Annotated in this window: 14 protein-coding genes; 8 read left to right on the top strand and 6 right to left on the bottom strand. The window is 68.0% G+C overall.

Annotation, left to right across the window (positions count from 1 at the left end; all coding sequences use genetic code 11):
* Positions 1–59 precede the first annotated feature (59 nt).
* Positions 60–863 (bottom strand): patatin-like phospholipase family protein, encoded by an 804-nt coding sequence (locus ACV229_RS23055; RefSeq protein ID WP_448085414.1) that lies wholly within the window; start codon positions 861–863, stop codon positions 60–62.
* Positions 864–1,212: 349 nt separating this feature from the next.
* On the opposite strand from ACV229_RS23055, the gene ACV229_RS23050 reads away from it, so the two are divergent.
* The gene (locus ACV229_RS23050) at positions 1,213–1,701 is read left to right on the top strand and encodes a hypothetical protein (protein ID WP_448085460.1); all 489 of its coding nucleotides are present in this window, start codon (positions 1,213–1,215) and stop codon (positions 1,699–1,701) included.
* 158 nt (positions 1,702–1,859) lie between these two features.
* Here ACV229_RS23050 and ACV229_RS23045 read toward each other — a convergent pair whose 3' ends face one another.
* Positions 1,860–2,510: a TetR/AcrR family transcriptional regulator gene (locus ACV229_RS23045; RefSeq protein WP_448085413.1), complete on the bottom strand. Its 651-nt coding sequence runs from the start codon at positions 2,508–2,510 to the stop codon at positions 1,860–1,862.
* Between the two features lie 141 nt (positions 2,511–2,651).
* On the opposite strand from ACV229_RS23045, the gene ACV229_RS23040 reads away from it, so the two are divergent.
* The 5 genes from ACV229_RS23040 (at position 2,652) to acs (ending at position 11,616) form a co-directional block, all read left to right on the top strand.
* Positions 2,652–5,801, top strand: coding sequence for an efflux RND transporter permease subunit (locus tag ACV229_RS23040; RefSeq protein ID WP_448085412.1), 3,150 nt, complete (start codon positions 2,652–2,654; stop codon positions 5,799–5,801).
* A gap of 16 nt (positions 5,802–5,817) precedes the next feature.
* Positions 5,818–7,011, top strand: coding sequence for an efflux RND transporter periplasmic adaptor subunit (locus ACV229_RS23035; RefSeq protein WP_448085411.1), 1,194 nt, complete (start codon positions 5,818–5,820; stop codon positions 7,009–7,011).
* A complete protein-coding gene (locus ACV229_RS23030) occupies positions 7,008–8,507 on the top strand; it encodes an efflux transporter outer membrane subunit (protein ID WP_448085410.1) in 1,500 nt (499 codons plus the stop codon). The genes ACV229_RS23035 and ACV229_RS23030 overlap by 4 nt, the downstream gene beginning before the upstream one ends.
* Before the next feature lie 225 nt (positions 8,508–8,732).
* Positions 8,733–9,347 (top strand): acetate uptake transporter, encoded by a 615-nt coding sequence (locus ACV229_RS23025; RefSeq protein ID WP_448085459.1) that lies wholly within the window; start codon positions 8,733–8,735, stop codon positions 9,345–9,347.
* 208 nt (positions 9,348–9,555) lie between these two features.
* The gene (acs, locus tag ACV229_RS23020) at positions 9,556–11,616 is read left to right on the top strand and encodes an acetate--CoA ligase (protein ID WP_448085409.1); all 2,061 of its coding nucleotides are present in this window, start codon (positions 9,556–9,558) and stop codon (positions 11,614–11,616) included.
* Between the two features lie 18 nt (positions 11,617–11,634).
* Here the strand turns inward: acs and ACV229_RS23015 are convergent, their stop codons facing one another.
* The 4 genes from ACV229_RS23015 to ACV229_RS23000 are packed head-to-tail and all read right to left on the bottom strand — an operon-like array spanning position 11,635 to position 14,120.
* Entirely contained in the window at positions 11,635–12,123 is a 489-nt protein-coding gene (locus tag ACV229_RS23015) for a DoxX family protein (RefSeq protein ID WP_448085408.1), read from the bottom strand.
* Positions 12,120–12,932 carry an HvfC/BufC family peptide modification chaperone gene (locus tag ACV229_RS23010; protein WP_448085407.1) on the bottom strand — a complete coding sequence of 271 codons (813 nt, stop codon included), beginning with the start codon at positions 12,930–12,932 and terminating at the stop codon, positions 12,120–12,122. Before ACV229_RS23010 ends, ACV229_RS23015 begins: the two co-directional genes overlap by 4 nt.
* Positions 12,904–13,794 (bottom strand): MNIO family bufferin maturase, encoded by an 891-nt coding sequence (gene bufB / locus ACV229_RS23005; protein ID WP_448085406.1) that lies wholly within the window; start codon positions 13,792–13,794, stop codon positions 12,904–12,906. The genes ACV229_RS23010 and bufB overlap by 29 nt, the downstream gene beginning before the upstream one ends.
* A gap of 14 nt (positions 13,795–13,808) precedes the next feature.
* Positions 13,809–14,120: a BufA1 family periplasmic bufferin-type metallophore gene (locus tag ACV229_RS23000; protein ID WP_448085405.1), complete on the bottom strand. Its 312-nt coding sequence runs from the start codon at positions 14,118–14,120 to the stop codon at positions 13,809–13,811.
* A 128-nt stretch (positions 14,121–14,248) separates the two neighbouring features.
* On the opposite strand from ACV229_RS23000, the gene ACV229_RS22995 reads away from it, so the two are divergent.
* Both ACV229_RS22995 and ACV229_RS22990 read left to right on the top strand, forming a co-directional pair.
* On the top strand, positions 14,249–14,905 hold the full coding sequence (locus ACV229_RS22995) for a sigma-70 family RNA polymerase sigma factor (protein ID WP_448085404.1): 657 nt from the start codon (positions 14,249–14,251) through the stop codon (positions 14,903–14,905).
* Positions 14,902–15,561, top strand: a complete 660-nt coding sequence (locus ACV229_RS22990; protein WP_448085403.1) for an NrsF family protein — start codon at positions 14,902–14,904, stop codon at positions 15,559–15,561. The genes ACV229_RS22995 and ACV229_RS22990 overlap by 4 nt, the downstream gene beginning before the upstream one ends.
* Positions 15,562–15,671 lie beyond the last annotated feature (110 nt).

Here is a 15,671-nt window from a genome sequence, read left to right as displayed (position 1 = left end):
CGCCGGCGCGGGACCGGGCGGCCGGCGCGGCCGCTGGCGGGATCGACGCGTCTCGTTCGTCAGTGCGCGGGCGCGTGATCGTGCTCGCGCAACGCGCCCGGGATCGTGCTTTTCGACAATCCTCCACGATCGATCCATGCGCGCGTCTCGTGCGCGGCCTGGTCGATCAGCTGCGCGCACTGCGTGTAATCGTACGGCGACACGTCGAGCGGACACAGCGGCGGCACGACGTGGATTTGCGCGCGGGCCGCGTAATGCTCCAGGTCGCGCACCAGTTGCCGCGCGATCACGAGGGTCAGCGCATGTGTCGCGTGGGCGATCGCGCTGCGCGGCGGCGCGCGCAACGCGCAGGTGAACCCGGCCGGCAGCACGACGATCCGCTTGACCCCGAGTGCGACCGCCACCGAAATCGGCGTGTTGTTCGCGACGCCGCCGTCGACGAGTTCCACGCCGCCGATGCGCACCGGCGGAAACACGCCGGGAATCGCGGCGCTCGCCTGCACCGCGTCGACGACCGGCCCGGCGGACAGCACGACTTCGGCGCCGTTCAGCATGTCGGTCGCGACGATATGCAGCGGCAGCGCGGCCTCCTCGATCCGGCGGTATGGCAGGTGCTTTTCCAGCAGCAGGCGGAGCGCGTCGGCTTCGACGAGATGGGGCCGGTTGCGCAGAATCATCGCAAGCAGGCTGCGCATCGACAGCGGCATGATGTCCTGCCGCCGGATCCGGCACCACAGCGCGGCGAGCATCGCGACGCCGTCCGCGTCCGGATGGCCGGCGAAATAGGCGGCGTTGATCGCGCCCGCCGACGCGCCGATCACGCAATCGGGCCGCTCGCCGCTCGCGACCAGTTCACGGAGCATGCCGACCTCGATTGCGCCCAGGCTGCCGCCGCCGGCAAAGACAAAGGCGGTCGACGGGACGGGGTTGGGCGGCACGATGGCCTCCGTGCAGATGGATGCGGCGCCGGGCGCCGGAATGGTCACTCATGATGATGGACCCGGCCGGCGGCATGAGGTCCTGCTGAAAACCCTGCCGGACAGGCCGGACGGCTGGCCGTTCGGCCAACGTCATGGCCGGCGCGACCCAGCGGGCGGGGCTGCGGGTAAAATTGCGATCTTCGAATGCCAATCCGGGCGACGCGCCGCCGACGTGCGGCGCGCACCCTCGCCCGGCATCGCCCGTTTTTCCGCCCGCTTTTCCGACCGATTCATGACCGATTCCGACCTCCAGGCCGACGACACCACCCTCCACGAAGACACGTTCTGGCGCGACAGCGGCTGGACCGCGCGCATCATCAAGAACGAAGACGACGACGGCTGGGCCGTCGAGATGGTCAAGGACGGCGAGGCCGAGCCGGCGCTGGTCGGGCCCTGGACGATGGGCCGCGACAAGAAGAATCCTAAGCCGATGGACGCGAACGCGTTCAGGACCCTCGTGAAGACCGCGACCGAGGTGCTGATGCGGCACGAGCAGCAGCGGCGCGCGATGCTGCACAAGGAAGTGACGGTGTGGGCCGGCGACGACGAGGTATCGGTCACGCTCGATATCGTGCCGGACGAGTTCGAGCCTTACGCGGAACTCAAGGCGTTCGACCGGTTCGGGGAACTGCTCGGGGAAGCGAAGGTGCCGGCGGGGTTCAAGCTGAACAAGGCCAGTGCCGACCGGTGGGTCGAGTCGGGGTTCGGACGGCCGGCTTGAATGGCTGGCATTAGCGGCTGGCGCAAGCGGCCGGCGCAAGCGATCGGCATAAGCAGTCGGCATAAGCAGTCGGCATAACCGGTTGGCGCAAGCGGTCGGCATAAGCCGCCGGCGCAAGCGGTCGACAAAAGCAGCCACGCCGTTCGCGCCCCCCCTGCCTACGTCTCGCACCCCGCGAGGAAAATCCGCACCGCCTGCCGCGCGATGCGGGTGCGCGCAGCGGCATTCGGCCGCCGCGCAGCGCCGAGCAGCATCCGGGTCCGAATGCCGCCCAGCACCAGATAGACGAACTGCTCGGTGGCGAGCGGCACGTCGTCGATCGTCAGCCCGCCTGCGTCGACAGCCGCGCGAAGGTAATCGGAAAGCGGCTCCATCCCGCTCAGGCCCCCTCCTTTGCCGTAATAGCCGCGAATCAGTTCGGGAACGCGGTGCGCATCGCGCAGCAGCAGCCGGTACCACTCGATCATGTCCGGCCGCGTGCCCACTTCCAGCAGGTGCAGCGCAACCGTCTCGAGCACGGTTTCGGGGCGGCCGGCTTCGAGCACGAGGCCCTGCAGTTCCGCAACCCATGCGCGGCGCAGCGTGTCGAGGATCGTCGCGAACAGGCCGGCCTTGCTGCCGAACCGGCCATAGAGGGTCTTCTTCGCGACGCCGGCCTCGCGCGCGATGCCGTCGAGGCTCGTCTCCCGGTAGCCCCCGCTCAGGAATTGCCGCGTCGCCACATCGAGCACGCGTTGCACGCGGCGTTCCGACTCCTGCCGTGTCGGGCGGCCGCCCGATTTCGTCTTAGGAACCGAGACAATTCGCATTCCGATCGATCCTATTGACATTCGGGTTACGCGGTGGAAACTATACCGTTGCGTTTCCGTTGTCGACGAGAGCTGTCGCATTCAAGCCCGACTCCCGCCCCATGCAACGCCCAACCTACCCGACTCACGGGGGCGCGGTCAATGGTCGACTTCTTCATCGAGCGTCCGGTCTTCGCGTCGTCGATCGCCATCATCATGGTGCTCGCGGGGCTCATTGCGTGGTTCAACCTGCCGGTCGAACGCTTTCCGCAAATCACGCCGCCCCAGGTCCTCGTCAAGTCGACCTATACGGGTGCGAGCGCGCAGGTCGTCGCGGACACCGTGACCACGCCGCTGGAGACGCAGATCAACGGCGTCGAAGGGATGAGCTACATCTCGTCGGTCAGCGCGAACGACGGCAGTTCGACGATCACGGTCACGTTCGATGTCGGCTACGACATCAACATCGGCGCCGTCGACGTGCAGAACCGCGTGTCGCAGGCGACCGCGCAACTGCCCGGCATCGTCACGCAGACCGGCATCACGATCCAGAAGCAGAACCCGAACTTCATCCTGGCCGTCAACCTCTATTCGCCCGATCGTTCGATCGATCCGGTCACGCTCAGCAATTTCGCGTATCTGCAGGTCGTCGACGCGCTCAAGCGCCTGCCCGGCGTCAGCGACGTGACGATCTTCGGCGAGCGGCGCTATTCGATGCGGATCTGGCTCGACCCGGACAAGCTCGCCGCGCTCGACATGACCGCGACCGACGTGCAGAACGCGATCCTCGACCAGAACGTGCAGGTCGCGGCCGGCAAGTTCGGCGAAGCGCCGTCGCCGCCCGGCACGACGTTCCAGTATCAGATCAACACGCAGGGGCAGCTCGCGAACGCGCGGCAGTTCGGCGACATCGTGCTGCGCGCCGGCACCGCGAACGTTGCGACCGTGCACCTGCGCGACGTCGCGCGCACCGACCTGGGCGCGCAGCAATACACGTCGAGCGCGTCCGTGAACGAAAACCCGGCCGTGCTGCTTGCCGTGTTCCAGCTGCCGACCGCGAATGCGCTGGACCTCGACGCGCGCGTGAAGGCAACGATGCAGACGCTCGCGCGGCGCTTCCCGAAAGGGATGGCGTGGGGTATCACGTACGACACGACGATGTTCGTCTCCGCGTCGATGACCGAGGTGATGAAGACGCTCGGCATCGCGCTGCTGCTCGTGCTCGGCGTCGTGTACCTGTTCCTGCAGAGCTGGCGCACCACGGTGATTCCGATGATCGCGATTCCGGTGGCCCTCGTCGGCACGCTCGCGATCATGCTGGTGCTCCATTTCTCGCTGAACACGGTCAGCCTGCTCGGGATGGTGCTGGCGATCGGCCTCGTCGTCGACGATGCGATCGTCGTCGTCGAGAACGTCGAGCGCCAGCTTCAGAGCGGGCTCGCGCCGATGGCGGCGGCCAAGCAGGCGATGCGCGAAGTGACGGGACCGATCGTCGCGACGTCGGCCGTGCTCGGCGCCGTGTTCGTGCCGATCGCGTTCCTGCCGGGCATCACGGGCCGCCTCTACAACCAGTTCGCGCTGACGATCGCGATCTCGGTGATGCTGTCCGCATTCAATTCGCTGACGCTGAGCCCTGCCCTCTGCGCGGTGCTGCTGCGCCATGAGGAGAAACGCCGGTTCGTGCTGTTCCGCGCGTTCAACCGCGGCTTCGACTGGGCGCGGCAGCGCTACGCGGGCTCGGTGCGCCGGCTGATCGGCGCGCGCTGGGTCGCGCTGGCGCTGTTCGCGGGCGGCCTCGGCGTCACCTGGCTGCTTTATTCAACGATCCCTCATGCGTTCCTGCCCGTCGAGGATCCCGGCTATTTCTACGTGATCACGCAGTTGCCGAACGGCGCGTCGCTGCAACGCACCGAAGCCGTCATCGACAAAACGCGCGCGATCCTCCGCGCGACGCCGGGCGTCGCCAACGTGCTGTCGATCAGCGGCCTCAATTTCGTCACGCGGGCAACCGCGTCGAACAGCGCCGCGCAGTTCGTGATCCTGAAACCGTGGGACGAGCGCGGCGACAGGCAGAGCGTCGCGAAGCTGATCGCGGCCGTGCAGCCGAAGCTCGCACGGATTCCCGAGGCCGTCTCGCTCGCGCTGAACCCGCCGACGATTTCGGGACTGGGCACCTTCGGCGGCTTCGACTTCGAGATCGAGGACCTGACGGGCCGCGGCAGCGTCGCGCTCGACGACGCGACACGCGCGTTTCTCGCCGAAGCGCGCCGGCAGCCCGAGCTCGACGCGCGCACGCTGCTGACGAGCTTCAACACGTCGACGCCGCAGTTCGATTTCCGTCTCGACCGCGACAAGGCGAAGCTGCTGGGCCTGAACGTCAACGACGTGTTCCGGACGATGCAGATCTACCTCGGCTCGCTGTTCGTCAACAACGTCACGCTGTTCGGCCGCAATTTCGAAGTGGTCGTGCAGGCGGACAGCCGCGCGCGCGGCAGCAGGAACGACCTGTCGCGCCTTTACGTGCGCAATGCCGCCGGCGGCATGGTGCCGCTCGCGACCCTCGGGCAGCTCCGGCCGATGGTCGGCCCCGAAACCGTCCCGCGCTACAACGTGTACGGCGCCGCCGAGATCACGGGCAGCGCGGCGCCGGGCTACAGCTCGGGCCAGGCGATCGCCGCGATGGAGCGCGCCGCCCGCGTGCTGCCCGCCGATTTCGGTATCGACTGGACCGGCATCACGTACCAGGAGCTGAAGGCCGGCTCGGTCGCCGGCCTCGTGTTCACGCTCGCGATCGTGTTCGTGTTCCTGTTCCTCGCTGCGCAATACGAGAGCTGGTCGCTGCCGTTCACGATCATCCTCACGGTGCCGCTCGCGCTGTTCGGCGCGCTCGGGCTGCTCTGGCTGCGCCGGATGCAGGTCGACATCTATGCGCAGATCGGCTTCGTGCTGCTGATCGGGCTGGCCGCGAAGAACGCGATCCTGATCGTCGAGTTCGCGAAACGGCGCCGCGAGGCGGGCCTCGCGATCGTCGACGCGGTGACCGAGGCGGCGCGCCTGCGGCTGCGTCCGATCCTGATGACGGCCTTCGCGTTCATCTTCGGCGCGATCCCGCTGATGGTCGCGACGGGCGCCGGCGCCGCGAGCCGGCAATCGATCGGCACCACGGTCGTCGGCGGCATGCTCGCGGCCACGCTGCTGTCCCTCGGGTTCGTGCCGATCTTCTATGCGGTGATCGAACGGCTGCGCGAAGCGATGCGCGAACGGCTCGGACACGCGGGCGCACACCGCGGCCAGCCGCCGCCCGCGGAATGACGGGAAGCGCGAGGCCATGATGAAGGTCAGCCGACTCGCCCTCCTTGCCGCCGCCGCGATTGCCGTGGCGCTATGCGTGGCGCTGCTCTCCCCCCATGGCACGCATGGCACGCGCGGCACGCTTCGCGCGGCCGGCGACCCGCCCGCGCCCCGGCCCGCCGCCGCGCTCGAGGTGCCCGTGACGCCGGTCGTCGCGCGGACGGTGCCGGTCTATCTCGAGTATGTCGGCACCACCGATGCGATCCGCACCGTCACGCTGCAGGCGCAGGTGACGGGCTATCTGCTGAAGCAGGCGGCGCCGGACGGCGCCGACGTGCGCGCCGACGCACTGCTGTACCAGATCGATCCGCGCAGCTATCAGGCGGCGCTCGACGCGGCGAAGGCGCAGGCCGACAAGGATGCGGCCGCGCTCGACTACGCGAGCGCGAGCCATCACCGCAATGCGGTGCTGAGCGAAACCGGCGACGTGTCGACCGACACGCTGCAGCAATCGGCGAGCGCCGAGCGCCAGGACCACGCGGCCGTCGCGGCGGACCGCGCGCAGATCGAAGCCGCGCAGCTCAACCTCGGCTTCACGACGATCCGCGCGCCGTTCGCCGGGCGTCTCGGTCTCAGCCTCGTCCATGAAGGTGCGCTCATCAGCAACGCGGGCACGCAATTGAACACGCTCGTGCAGCTCGACCCGATCTATGCGACCTTCAATCCGCCGGATGCCGATCTGCCCGACATCCAGAAGCGGCAATCCAGCGGCGCGATTCCGGCGGACGTCACCGTCGGCGCGGCCAGTCTGCCGCAGTACCACGGCCGGCTGGCCCTGCTCGACAACAGCATCGTGCGCGGTACCGGCACCATCACCGCACGCGCGACGATCGACAACCCCGCCCATACGCTGCTGCCGGGGCAGTTCATCCACGTGCGCCTGCATGTCGCCGACCAGCCCGGCACGCTGCTGGTGCCGCAGGTAGCCGTCGGCTCGAACCAGCTCGGCCAGTACGTGTACGTCGTCGGCCCCGGCAACCGGCTCGAGCAGCGCTACGTCACGCTCGGCGCCGACTATGCGCCGCTCGTCGCGGTGCGCAGCGGCGTCGCCAAAGGCGAAACGGTCGTCGTCGGCAATCTGCTGAAGCTCGGCCCGGGGACGGTCGTCCGGCCGACGCCGGCCGGGTCGCCGCAAGCGGCGGCGCCCGCCGCCGGGAGCCGCACGCCATGACCACCTGCCGCCATCGCCCGCATCGCGCGTGCCGACGATTCGGCAACGGCATCGCGTGGACCGCGCTCGCGGCTGCGCTGCTCGCGGGGTGCGCGGTCGGGCCCGACTTCGAGCGGCCGGCGCCGCCTCGCGTCAGCGGCTATACGCGCGAGCCGCTGCCGGCGCAAACCGCGTCTGCCGACATCCACGGTGGCGAAGCGCAGCACTTCGTGCAGGGGCTCGACACGCCGGGCGACTGGTGGACGCTGTTCCGCTCGCCCGCGCTCGACGCGCTCATCGAACGGGCGCTGGCGGCCAACCCGAGCCTGCAGGCCGCGCAGGCCGCGCTGCGGGTCGCGAACGAAGAACGCCTGGCGGGCGAAGGCGCGCTCTTTCCGACGGTGAGCGCCGGCGCGTCGATCACGCGCGAGCGGATTTCGGGCTCGTCGTTCGGCACGAGCAACACGATCCCGGTCTTCACGCTGAAGACGGCGTCCGTGAACGTCACGTATCTGCTCGACATCTGGGGCGACACGCGCCGGCGGGTAGAAGCGCTGGCAGCGCAGTCCGAATACCAGCGCTTCGAACTCGAGGCCGGCTACCTGACGCTGATCTCGAACGTCGTGCTGGCGGCGATGCAGGACGCATCGTTGCGCGCGCAGATCGCCGCGACACAAGAAATCGTCGACATCGAGACGGCGCAGCTCGCCGGGCTGCAGCGCGAGTTCGCGATCGGCGCGGCGGCCGACACCGCCGTGCTCGCGCAGGCCGCCGCACTGGCCCAGGCCCGCGCCGGATTGCCGCCGCTGCAAAAGCAGCTCGCGCAGACGCGGAACCAGCTCGCCGCGTATCTCGGCCGCTTCCCAAGCGACGCGCCGACGGAAACCTTCGATCTCGACACGCTGCAGTTGCCCGACACGCTGCCCGTCAGCCTGCCGTCGCAGCTCGTCGAGCAGCGGCCCGACATTCGCGCGGCGCAAGCGCTGCTGCACGCGGCGAGCGCCGAAATCGGCGTCGCCACCGCGAACATGCTGCCGCAACTGACGCTCAGCGCCGCATACGGCAGCGAGACGGCGAATACGCTGTTCGGGCCGGGAACGGCGATCTGGAGCGTCGGCGCGGGGCTCGTGCAGCCGCTTTTCGAGGGCGGCACGCTGCTGCATCGCCGGCGGGCGGCGCTCGCCGCCTACGACGAGGCGGCCGCGCAATACCGCGGCACGGTGATCGCCGCGTTCCAGAACGTCGCCGACGCGTTGCGGGCGCTGCAGTCGGACGCGAATGCGCTCGACGCCGCCGTGGCCGCCGAACGGGCTGCCGCGGACAGCCTTGCCGCGTCGCAGCGCCAGTTCCGCATCGGCCAGATCAGCTACCTCGCGCTGCTCGACGCGCAACGCACCTACCAGCAGGCGCGCATCGGCGAAGTCCAGGCCCGGGTCGCGCGGTATTCGGACGCCGTTGCGCTGTTTCAGGCGCTGGGTGGCGGATGGTGGCATCGCGCGGACGTGCAAACTCGTTGAAACGGCAACGAAGCGCGTCGAGCCAGGTCGCCATTCCTCTGCAAAATCAACAACATCCGACTCTTCGCTTCGCGCAATTCAGCCTACACTTAAGTTGAACCGCGCAGGCTGGCAGGTGGCCGCGCGATCAAGAGGGTCGAGCCCAATTTCTGATCCAGCAGCCATCGACAGCAAGCTCCGCACGGTCGCGTTCGGCGGCGACCCAGGGATTCGAATCGTCTCCGGATATGTCTCGAGGCCAAACCACCACGGAGGCGGTTTATGAACAGTAAGCTTTCCAACCCGGCGCCGCTAGGACTGGCCGGGTTCGCATTCACGACGTGGATGCTCAGCATGGTGAACGCCGGCTGGTACAGCGCGGATGCCCTCGGGCTCGTGCTGGCGCTGGCGTTCGCATTCGGCGGCACCGCGCAGATGATCGCGGGCATACTCGAATACCCGCGCGGCAATACGCTAGGCACGGTCGCGTTCCTCAGTTACGGCGCGTTCTGGTGGTCGTTTGCACTGTTCGTCGCGTTCCTGGGTGCCAAGGTGCCGGAGTCCTTCGTCGGCTGGTACCTGATGGTGTGGGGCGTCTTCACGTTCTACATGTGGATCGGCTCGCTGCACACGAGCACATCCATCCAGCTGGTGTTCCTTTCGTTGTGGATCACGTTCCTGCTGCTGGCGATCGGTGCATGGACAGGGTCGAGCCTGGCCACGCAGATCGGCGGCTATGCGGGGCTGGTGACCGCGGTGCTGGCGTTCTATGCGTCGGCGGCGATGGTGATCAATGAAGCATTCGGCCATACCGTGCTTCCGACCCACGACTGGACACAAGGCCATCCGCGTGCAGCCTGACCGCTCGATGCGGCGTAGCCGGCGCACGTTCGCGCGCGCCGGCTACGCCGCCCGGCATTGCATGGGCCCTGCCCTTTGATTCGTCATGTAGCTCACTCACACAGTCGCACCTGGTGCCTCGACCCGTGAAAGACGGACCACACACGCGCCGCCACGGCTGGCGCGCACGCTTCGTGCTCCGGGCACCCGGGAGCAAGGAGATGTCGTCATGTCACGAGACAAGTCATCGCACCGCCCCTCCGACGAGCGTCACGCGGTCGATGTTTCCGAGGCGCAAATCGCCGTCCACTGGCCCGAGGAAGATTACTTCCTGCCGCCCGCGTCGTTCATCGGCCAGGCCAACCTGACCGACCCCGACGTGTTCGCGCGCTTTTCACTCGACAAGTTCCCCGAGTGCTTCAAGGAATTCGCGGACCTGCTCGACTGGTACAAGTATTGGGAGAAGACGTTCGACGCGAGCCATCCGCCGTTCTGGCGCTGGTTCGTCGGCGGCACGCTGAACGCGTGCTACAACTGCGTGGATCGCCATCTGCCGAAGTACCGCAACAAGACCGCGATCCACTTCGTGCCCGAGCTCGAATCCGAGGCGACGCAGCACATCACGTACCAGGAGCTGTTCGTCCGCGTCAACGAGTTCGCCGCGCTGCTGCGCGACGGCTTCGGCCTGAAGGCCGGCGATCGCGTGACGCTGCACATGCCGATGGTGGCCGAGCTGCCGATCACGATGCTTGCATGCGCGCGGCTCGGCGTGATCCACTCGCAGGTGTTCAGTGGCTTCAGCGGCGCGGCCTGCGCCGATCGGATCCTGGATTCGGAAAGCCGCCTGCTGATCACGATGGATGCGTATTACCGCGGCGGCAAGCTGCTCGACCACAAGGAAAAGGCCGACATCGCCGTTGCCGAAGCGGCCACCAACGGACACACGGTCGAGAAGGTGCTGATCTGGCAGCGCTACCCCGACCGGTATTCGAGCCCGACTCCGCTCGTCACGGGGCGCGACGTGATCGTCAACGAAGCGCTCGGCGCCCATCGCGGCCAGCGCGTCGAACCCGTGCCGATGGCGGCCGATGCGCCGCTGTTCCTGATGTATTCGAGCGGCACGACCGGGCGCCCGAAGGGCTGCCAGCACTCGACCGGCGGCTACCTGTCGTACGTCGCGTGGACGTCGAAGAACATCCAGGACATCCATCCCGAGGACGTGTACTGGTGCATGGCTGACATCGGCTGGATCACCGGCCACTCCTATATCGTCTACGGCCCGCTCGCCCTCGCGGCGTCGACGGTCGTGTACGAAGGCGTGCCGGTCTACCCCGATCCCGGACGCCCGTGGCGCATTGCCGAGACCCTCGGGGTCAACATCTTCCACACGTCGCCGACCGCGATCCGCGCGCTGCGGCGCGCCGGGCCGGACGAGCCCGCGAAGTATCACTATCGCTTCAAGCACATGACGACCGTCGGCGAGCCGATCGAGCCGGAAGTCTGGAAGTGGTATTACCGGACCGTCGGCAAGGGCGAGGCCGTGATCGTCGACACGTGGTGGCAGACGGAAACGGGCGGCTTCCTGTGCAGCACGGTACCCGCGCTGCACAAGATGAAACCCGGGAGCGCCGGCCCGGCGATTCCCGGCATCCACCCGGTGATCTACGACGACGACGGCAACGAGCTCGCACAAGGGTCCGGCAAGGCCGGCAACATCTGCATCCGCAACCCGTGGCCCGGTGCGTTCCAGACGATCTGGAAGGCCCCCGACCGCTACGTGAAGACGTACTACAGCCGCTACTGCCGGGATCCGAAGAGCAAGGACTGGCGCGACTGGCCGTACATGGCGGGCGACGGCGCCGTCGACGCGGCGGACGGCTACTTCCGGATCCTCGGCCGCATCGACGACGTGATCAACGTCGCGGGCCACCGGCTCGGCACGAAGGAAATCGAGTCGGCGGCGCTGCTGGTGCCCGATGTCGTCGAAGCGGCGGTCGTGCCGGTTGCCGACGAGATCAAGGGCAAGGTGCCCGAGCTGTACGTGTCGTTGAAGCCGGGCGTGGAAGCGTCGAAGGCGGTCGCGAAGCAGGTGTCTGAATCGGTGGTCGGACGGATCGGATCGATCGCGAAACCGCACCGGGTGCTGATCGTTCCCGACATGCCGAAGACGCGCTCGGGCAAGATCATGCGGCGCGTGCTCGCGGCGCTGTCGAATCATCAGGATCCCGGCGACGTATCGACGCTCGCCAATCCGGAGATCGTCGATAGCCTGAGGTCGATCGTGAAGTAGCGCGGTCGCGGTTGGCCGCTATGCGTCCTGGCCCGGCGCAGCCGCCTTCCGCCAACCGCGGCTGATCAGATGATCGAGCGACAGCGATCCCGCGCCGCGGCACAACAGCACGAGCAGCATCGCGGCCCACTGGATGTGCGTCGGCCACGCCTGCGGATAGACGAAGATCTCGATCACCGACGTCATGCCGAGCAACACCAGTGCCGCGGGCCGGACGCCGAGGCCAAGCACCAGCAGCACCGGCATGCTCAGCTCGATCGACACCGCGATTTGCGCAGCCACGTCCGGCGGCAGCAACGGCACCCGGTACTCTTCGCGAAACAGCTGAAGCGCGGCATTCCAGTCGGCGAGCTTGGTCATCGCCGAATTCCAGAACACGGTTGCGACCGCGACGCGCAGCGGGATGGCGAGCAGCCAGTACGGCACGCGCTCCAGCAACTGCACTGCGCGCCGATACGGGTTGCCGCCCGCTGCTTGCGGGTCCGCGGCGTGAGACAAGCGAGTCATGATGGCGATCCTCCGTCGAACCCGCAGCGACTCGGCGGCTGCAGTGCCTGGATGAAGCATCCGCGCGCGAGACAGATGCCGACGAGCGCATGCCCGTCTGTCTCGGGCGCGCGGGCCAGCGCCGCGCCGACCCCCTCGCCTGCGAAAAGCGCCGTCCAGATGCGCCACTCGCCCACGCTCAAGCGGAGCGTATCGATCCCTTCCGCCACGCGTTGCACGAGCAGATGCACAGGGCCGTCCGCAAGATCGATCGTCCGCAGTGCACGGTCGTCCTGTTCGAGCACGGCGCGCCAGACGACGTCGGCGGGATATTCGCAACGAACCAGCCGCGTCGCCGGATGAGGCTGCAGCCGCAGCGCGCGCAGCGCATCTTCGTCCAGTTGCGCGAGGCGCGCGGGATCGAGCGGCGCCATGTCCGGTGCGTGCAGCACGGCATTCACCTGCCATTCGAGTCGCGCGACGTCGGCCAGGTACGGCACCGACGCGGCTTGCGGCAGCGCCGCGAGGAAAGCAGGAAACGACTCGCCGTATTCATCGAGCCACGCACTGCGCGGCAGGACGGCGGTGCAGAACAGACTCGCGGCGCCGTCGAAGAATTCGGCGCCAACGAGACGCCGCACGGCAGGAAACGCCAGCCGCAGCGCATTGACGAGCACGCCTGCCGACGTGTTGCGGTAGATGTTCAGGCGTGAGCGCGGATCGAGCCCGTCCGCGACCACCACGGCCGCCGCGTCGTCGTCCGCATCGCTCAGCAGGCTCCGGCTCATCGCCTGCTGCAGATCAGTCAGCGAGGGGGTGCGCGGTGTCATTCCGAATCGCCTCCAGTATCGTTTCCGCGGTTGCCGCCTCCTCCATCAGGATGTCGAGCGGCGGTACGTCGGTGTCCCATTCGATCAACGTCGGCACCGGCCCGAAGCGGTGCAACGCCGCTTCGTAAAGCGCCCAGACCGGCGGCGCGACACGCGAGCCGTGATCGTCGATGCGCAACGCGCGCCCGTTCTCGAGCTGTCGCACGCTATGGCCGGCAAGATGGATTTCGCCGATGGCCGCCGGCGGCAGCGCGTCGAGATACGTCTGCGGATTCCAGCCGTGATTGCATGCGCTGACGTAGATGTTGTTCACGTCGCACAGAATCCCGCACCCCGTACGCTGCGCGACCTGGGCGAGGAACTCCCATTCCGGAATCGTCGAATGCGCGAAGCGAAGATAGGTGGACGGGTTTTCGACGAGAATCGGCCGGGCGAGCGCCGTCTGCACCTGATCGACGTGCCGGCATACGACGGCGAGCGCCTCTTCGGTCATCGGCAGCGGCAGCAGATCGGCGAGGTACGCGCCGCCTGCCGTGCTCCACGCCAGATGCTCGGAAACGAGGCCGGGCTGCACGCGCACCGCCACTTCGCACACCCGGGCGAGATGCACGGGATCCAGCCCGCCGGCGCTGCCGAGCGACAGGCCGACGCCGTGCAGCGACACCGGATAGTCGCGGCGGATCGCGTCCAGATACCGCGGGGCGGCACCGCCGCCCATGTAGTTCTCGGTATGCACCTCGAACCACGCCACCGCCGGGCGTTCGTCGAGCACGGCCCGGTGATGGCGAAAGCGCAGCCCGACGCCGACCCGTGCGGGAATCGGGCCGGCCGCCGCGCGCGCCGGGTTGACGGTCACGCTCATGGCTGCAGCGACGCTCAGCTCGACTTCAGCTTGCCGCCCGCGATCTTGCTGCAGTCACCTGCCGGCAGCAGCACGAACGACTTCGGGTCGCGCGCCTGCGTCGCCTGGCCGGCGCACGAATGCGCGCCTTCGGCGCAGTCGTTCTTCGCGACCGCGTTGACGCCATAGCACTTCTCGAGGTGGTTCTGTGCCATTCTGGCCATGTTGTCCTTCACGATCTGAGGCGGATTGCCCATGCCTTGTGCGTGCGCAGGCAGCGCCTGCATCGCGAGCGCCAAGCCGACTGCGGCGGTCAGCGACGAAATGGTCGAAACGGATGTGCTCATGGTGACTTCTCCGACGGTTGCGATCGCGAAGTTGCGACCTTGTCAGAAAGTTCGGTCACGCACGACCAAAGGTTACGCGGCGCGCTGAAAATCCTGCGCGCCGCTTGCCTCGTTCACTGATTGCGACCATGACCGACCCCAGAAACCGCCGCGGCACACGAATCCGGCTGGTCCGGCCTGAGCCGGCAGGCCAGGAACCGCCGGACACCCGCCCGAATGACGCAACCCGGCCCGACGGCTCGCCCGACTGGTCCGTGCTGATGGCCTGCGCGCAGCTCGGCGACCGCGACGCGTACCGCCGCCTGCTGCAGAGCATCACGCCGTACCTGCGCGGCCTGGCGTACCGTCAGGGCGTCCATCCCGACGCCGTCGAAGATGTCGTACAGGACATTCTTGCGACCGTGCACACCGTGCGCCACACGTACGACCCCGAACGGCCATTCGGTCCGTGGCTGCTGACGGTCGCGACGCGCCGCATCGTCGACGCGCTGCGCCGCGAAGGGCGTCTCGACGCGCGGGAAATCCCGCTCGACGACAAACATGAAACCTTGGTCGGCGCCACAGCGAATCTGATGGAAGAGGCAACGGATGCACGCGTGCTGCGTGAGACAATCGAGCGCCTGCCGCCCGGGCAGCGCGACGCGATCCGGATGCTCAAACTCGAGGAAATGTCATTGAAGGAGGCCGCGGTGGCGAGCGGCATGACTGTCGCCGCACTGAAGGTTGCGGTGCATCGCGGGCTGAAGAGCCTGCGCAAACTGCTCGTGAAGGGAGACGGCAAATGAGGCCCACCTCCGACCTGATCGAATCGCTCGTCGCCGATGCGCGGCCGGTGCGCCCGCTGCGCGCGCCGGTCGTGCGGGCGGCGGGCTGGCTGCTGTTTGCGGCGCTGGTGCTGGTTCTGGTCGGCGTCGCGCATGGCGTGCGGCCCGGCCTGATCACGAAGCTGCATCAGCCGGTTTTCGTGATGGGCGTGGCGGCGGCCGCGTTGACGGGCATCCTGGCTGCCGTCGCGTCGTTCGTCGCCAGCGTGCCCGGACGCTCGCTGCGCTGGCTGCTGTTGCCGCTGCCCGCCCTCGCGTTGTGGGTGTCGACGATCGGCTACGGATGCCTGACCGACTGGGTGACCATCGGCCCCGACGGCATATCGGCAGGCGAAACGGCGCGCTGCTTCGCGACACTCGGGCTGACCGGCATCCCGATGTCGCTCGCGCTGCTGATCATGCTGCGCCACGTGGCCCGGCTTGCGCCGGCACCCGTCGTGACGACGGGCAGCCTTGCGGTGTCCGCGCTGACGGCTGTCGCGCTATCGCTGTTTCATCCGCTCGACGCGACGGCCATGATCCTGCTGTGGAATTTCGGCGTCGCGGCGGTGCTGTCGATGGCCGGCACGCGGTACGCAAACCGGTTGTTCGCATGGGTGACGTCGCCCGTCCGATGACGACACAGGCGGCCGAACGCCCGGCGTTTCCGGCAATCACGCCGTTTCGTCGAGGGAACCGGCGATCGGCACCGCCGGCGCGTCACGTCCGCCGTGCCGCGGCGTGCAGA

The organism is Burkholderia sp. MR1-5-21 (genome assembly GCF_053427715.1).
The sequence above is the reverse complement of the archived record's forward strand: the minus strand, read 5'-3'. Positions and strand labels throughout refer to the sequence as shown.

Excerpts from the sequence above, each read along its gene's own strand:
- bufB (WP_448085406.1), bottom strand. The coding sequence starts at position 13,794 with ATGAGCGTGACCGTCAACCCGGCGCGCGCGGCGGCCGGCCCGATTCCC.
- ACV229_RS23030 (WP_448085410.1), top strand. The coding sequence starts at position 7,008 with ATGACCACCTGCCGCCATCGCCCGCATCGCGCGTGCCGACGATTCGGC.
- ACV229_RS23015 (WP_448085408.1), bottom strand. The coding sequence starts at position 12,123 with ATGACTCGCTTGTCTCACGCCGCGGACCCGCAAGCAGCGGGCGGCAAC.
- acs (WP_448085409.1), top strand. The coding sequence starts at position 9,556 with ATGTCACGAGACAAGTCATCGCACCGCCCCTCCGACGAGCGTCACGCG.
- ACV229_RS22995 (WP_448085404.1), top strand. The coding sequence starts at position 14,249 with ATGACCGACCCCAGAAACCGCCGCGGCACACGAATCCGGCTGGTCCGG.
- ACV229_RS23050 (WP_448085460.1), top strand. The coding sequence starts at position 1,213 with ATGACCGATTCCGACCTCCAGGCCGACGACACCACCCTCCACGAAGAC.
- ACV229_RS23045 (WP_448085413.1), bottom strand. The coding sequence starts at position 2,510 with ATGCGAATTGTCTCGGTTCCTAAGACGAAATCGGGCGGCCGCCCGACA.
- ACV229_RS22990 (WP_448085403.1), top strand. The coding sequence starts at position 14,902 with ATGAGGCCCACCTCCGACCTGATCGAATCGCTCGTCGCCGATGCGCGG.
- ACV229_RS23010 (WP_448085407.1), bottom strand. The coding sequence starts at position 12,932 with ATGACACCGCGCACCCCCTCGCTGACTGATCTGCAGCAGGCGATGAGC.
- ACV229_RS23055 (WP_448085414.1), bottom strand. The coding sequence starts at position 863 with ATGCTCCGTGAACTGGTCGCGAGCGGCGAGCGGCCCGATTGCGTGATC.
- ACV229_RS23035 (WP_448085411.1), top strand. The coding sequence starts at position 5,818 with ATGATGAAGGTCAGCCGACTCGCCCTCCTTGCCGCCGCCGCGATTGCC.
- ACV229_RS23000 (WP_448085405.1), bottom strand. The coding sequence starts at position 14,120 with ATGAGCACATCCGTTTCGACCATTTCGTCGCTGACCGCCGCAGTCGGC.
- ACV229_RS23040 (WP_448085412.1), top strand. The coding sequence starts at position 2,652 with ATGGTCGACTTCTTCATCGAGCGTCCGGTCTTCGCGTCGTCGATCGCC.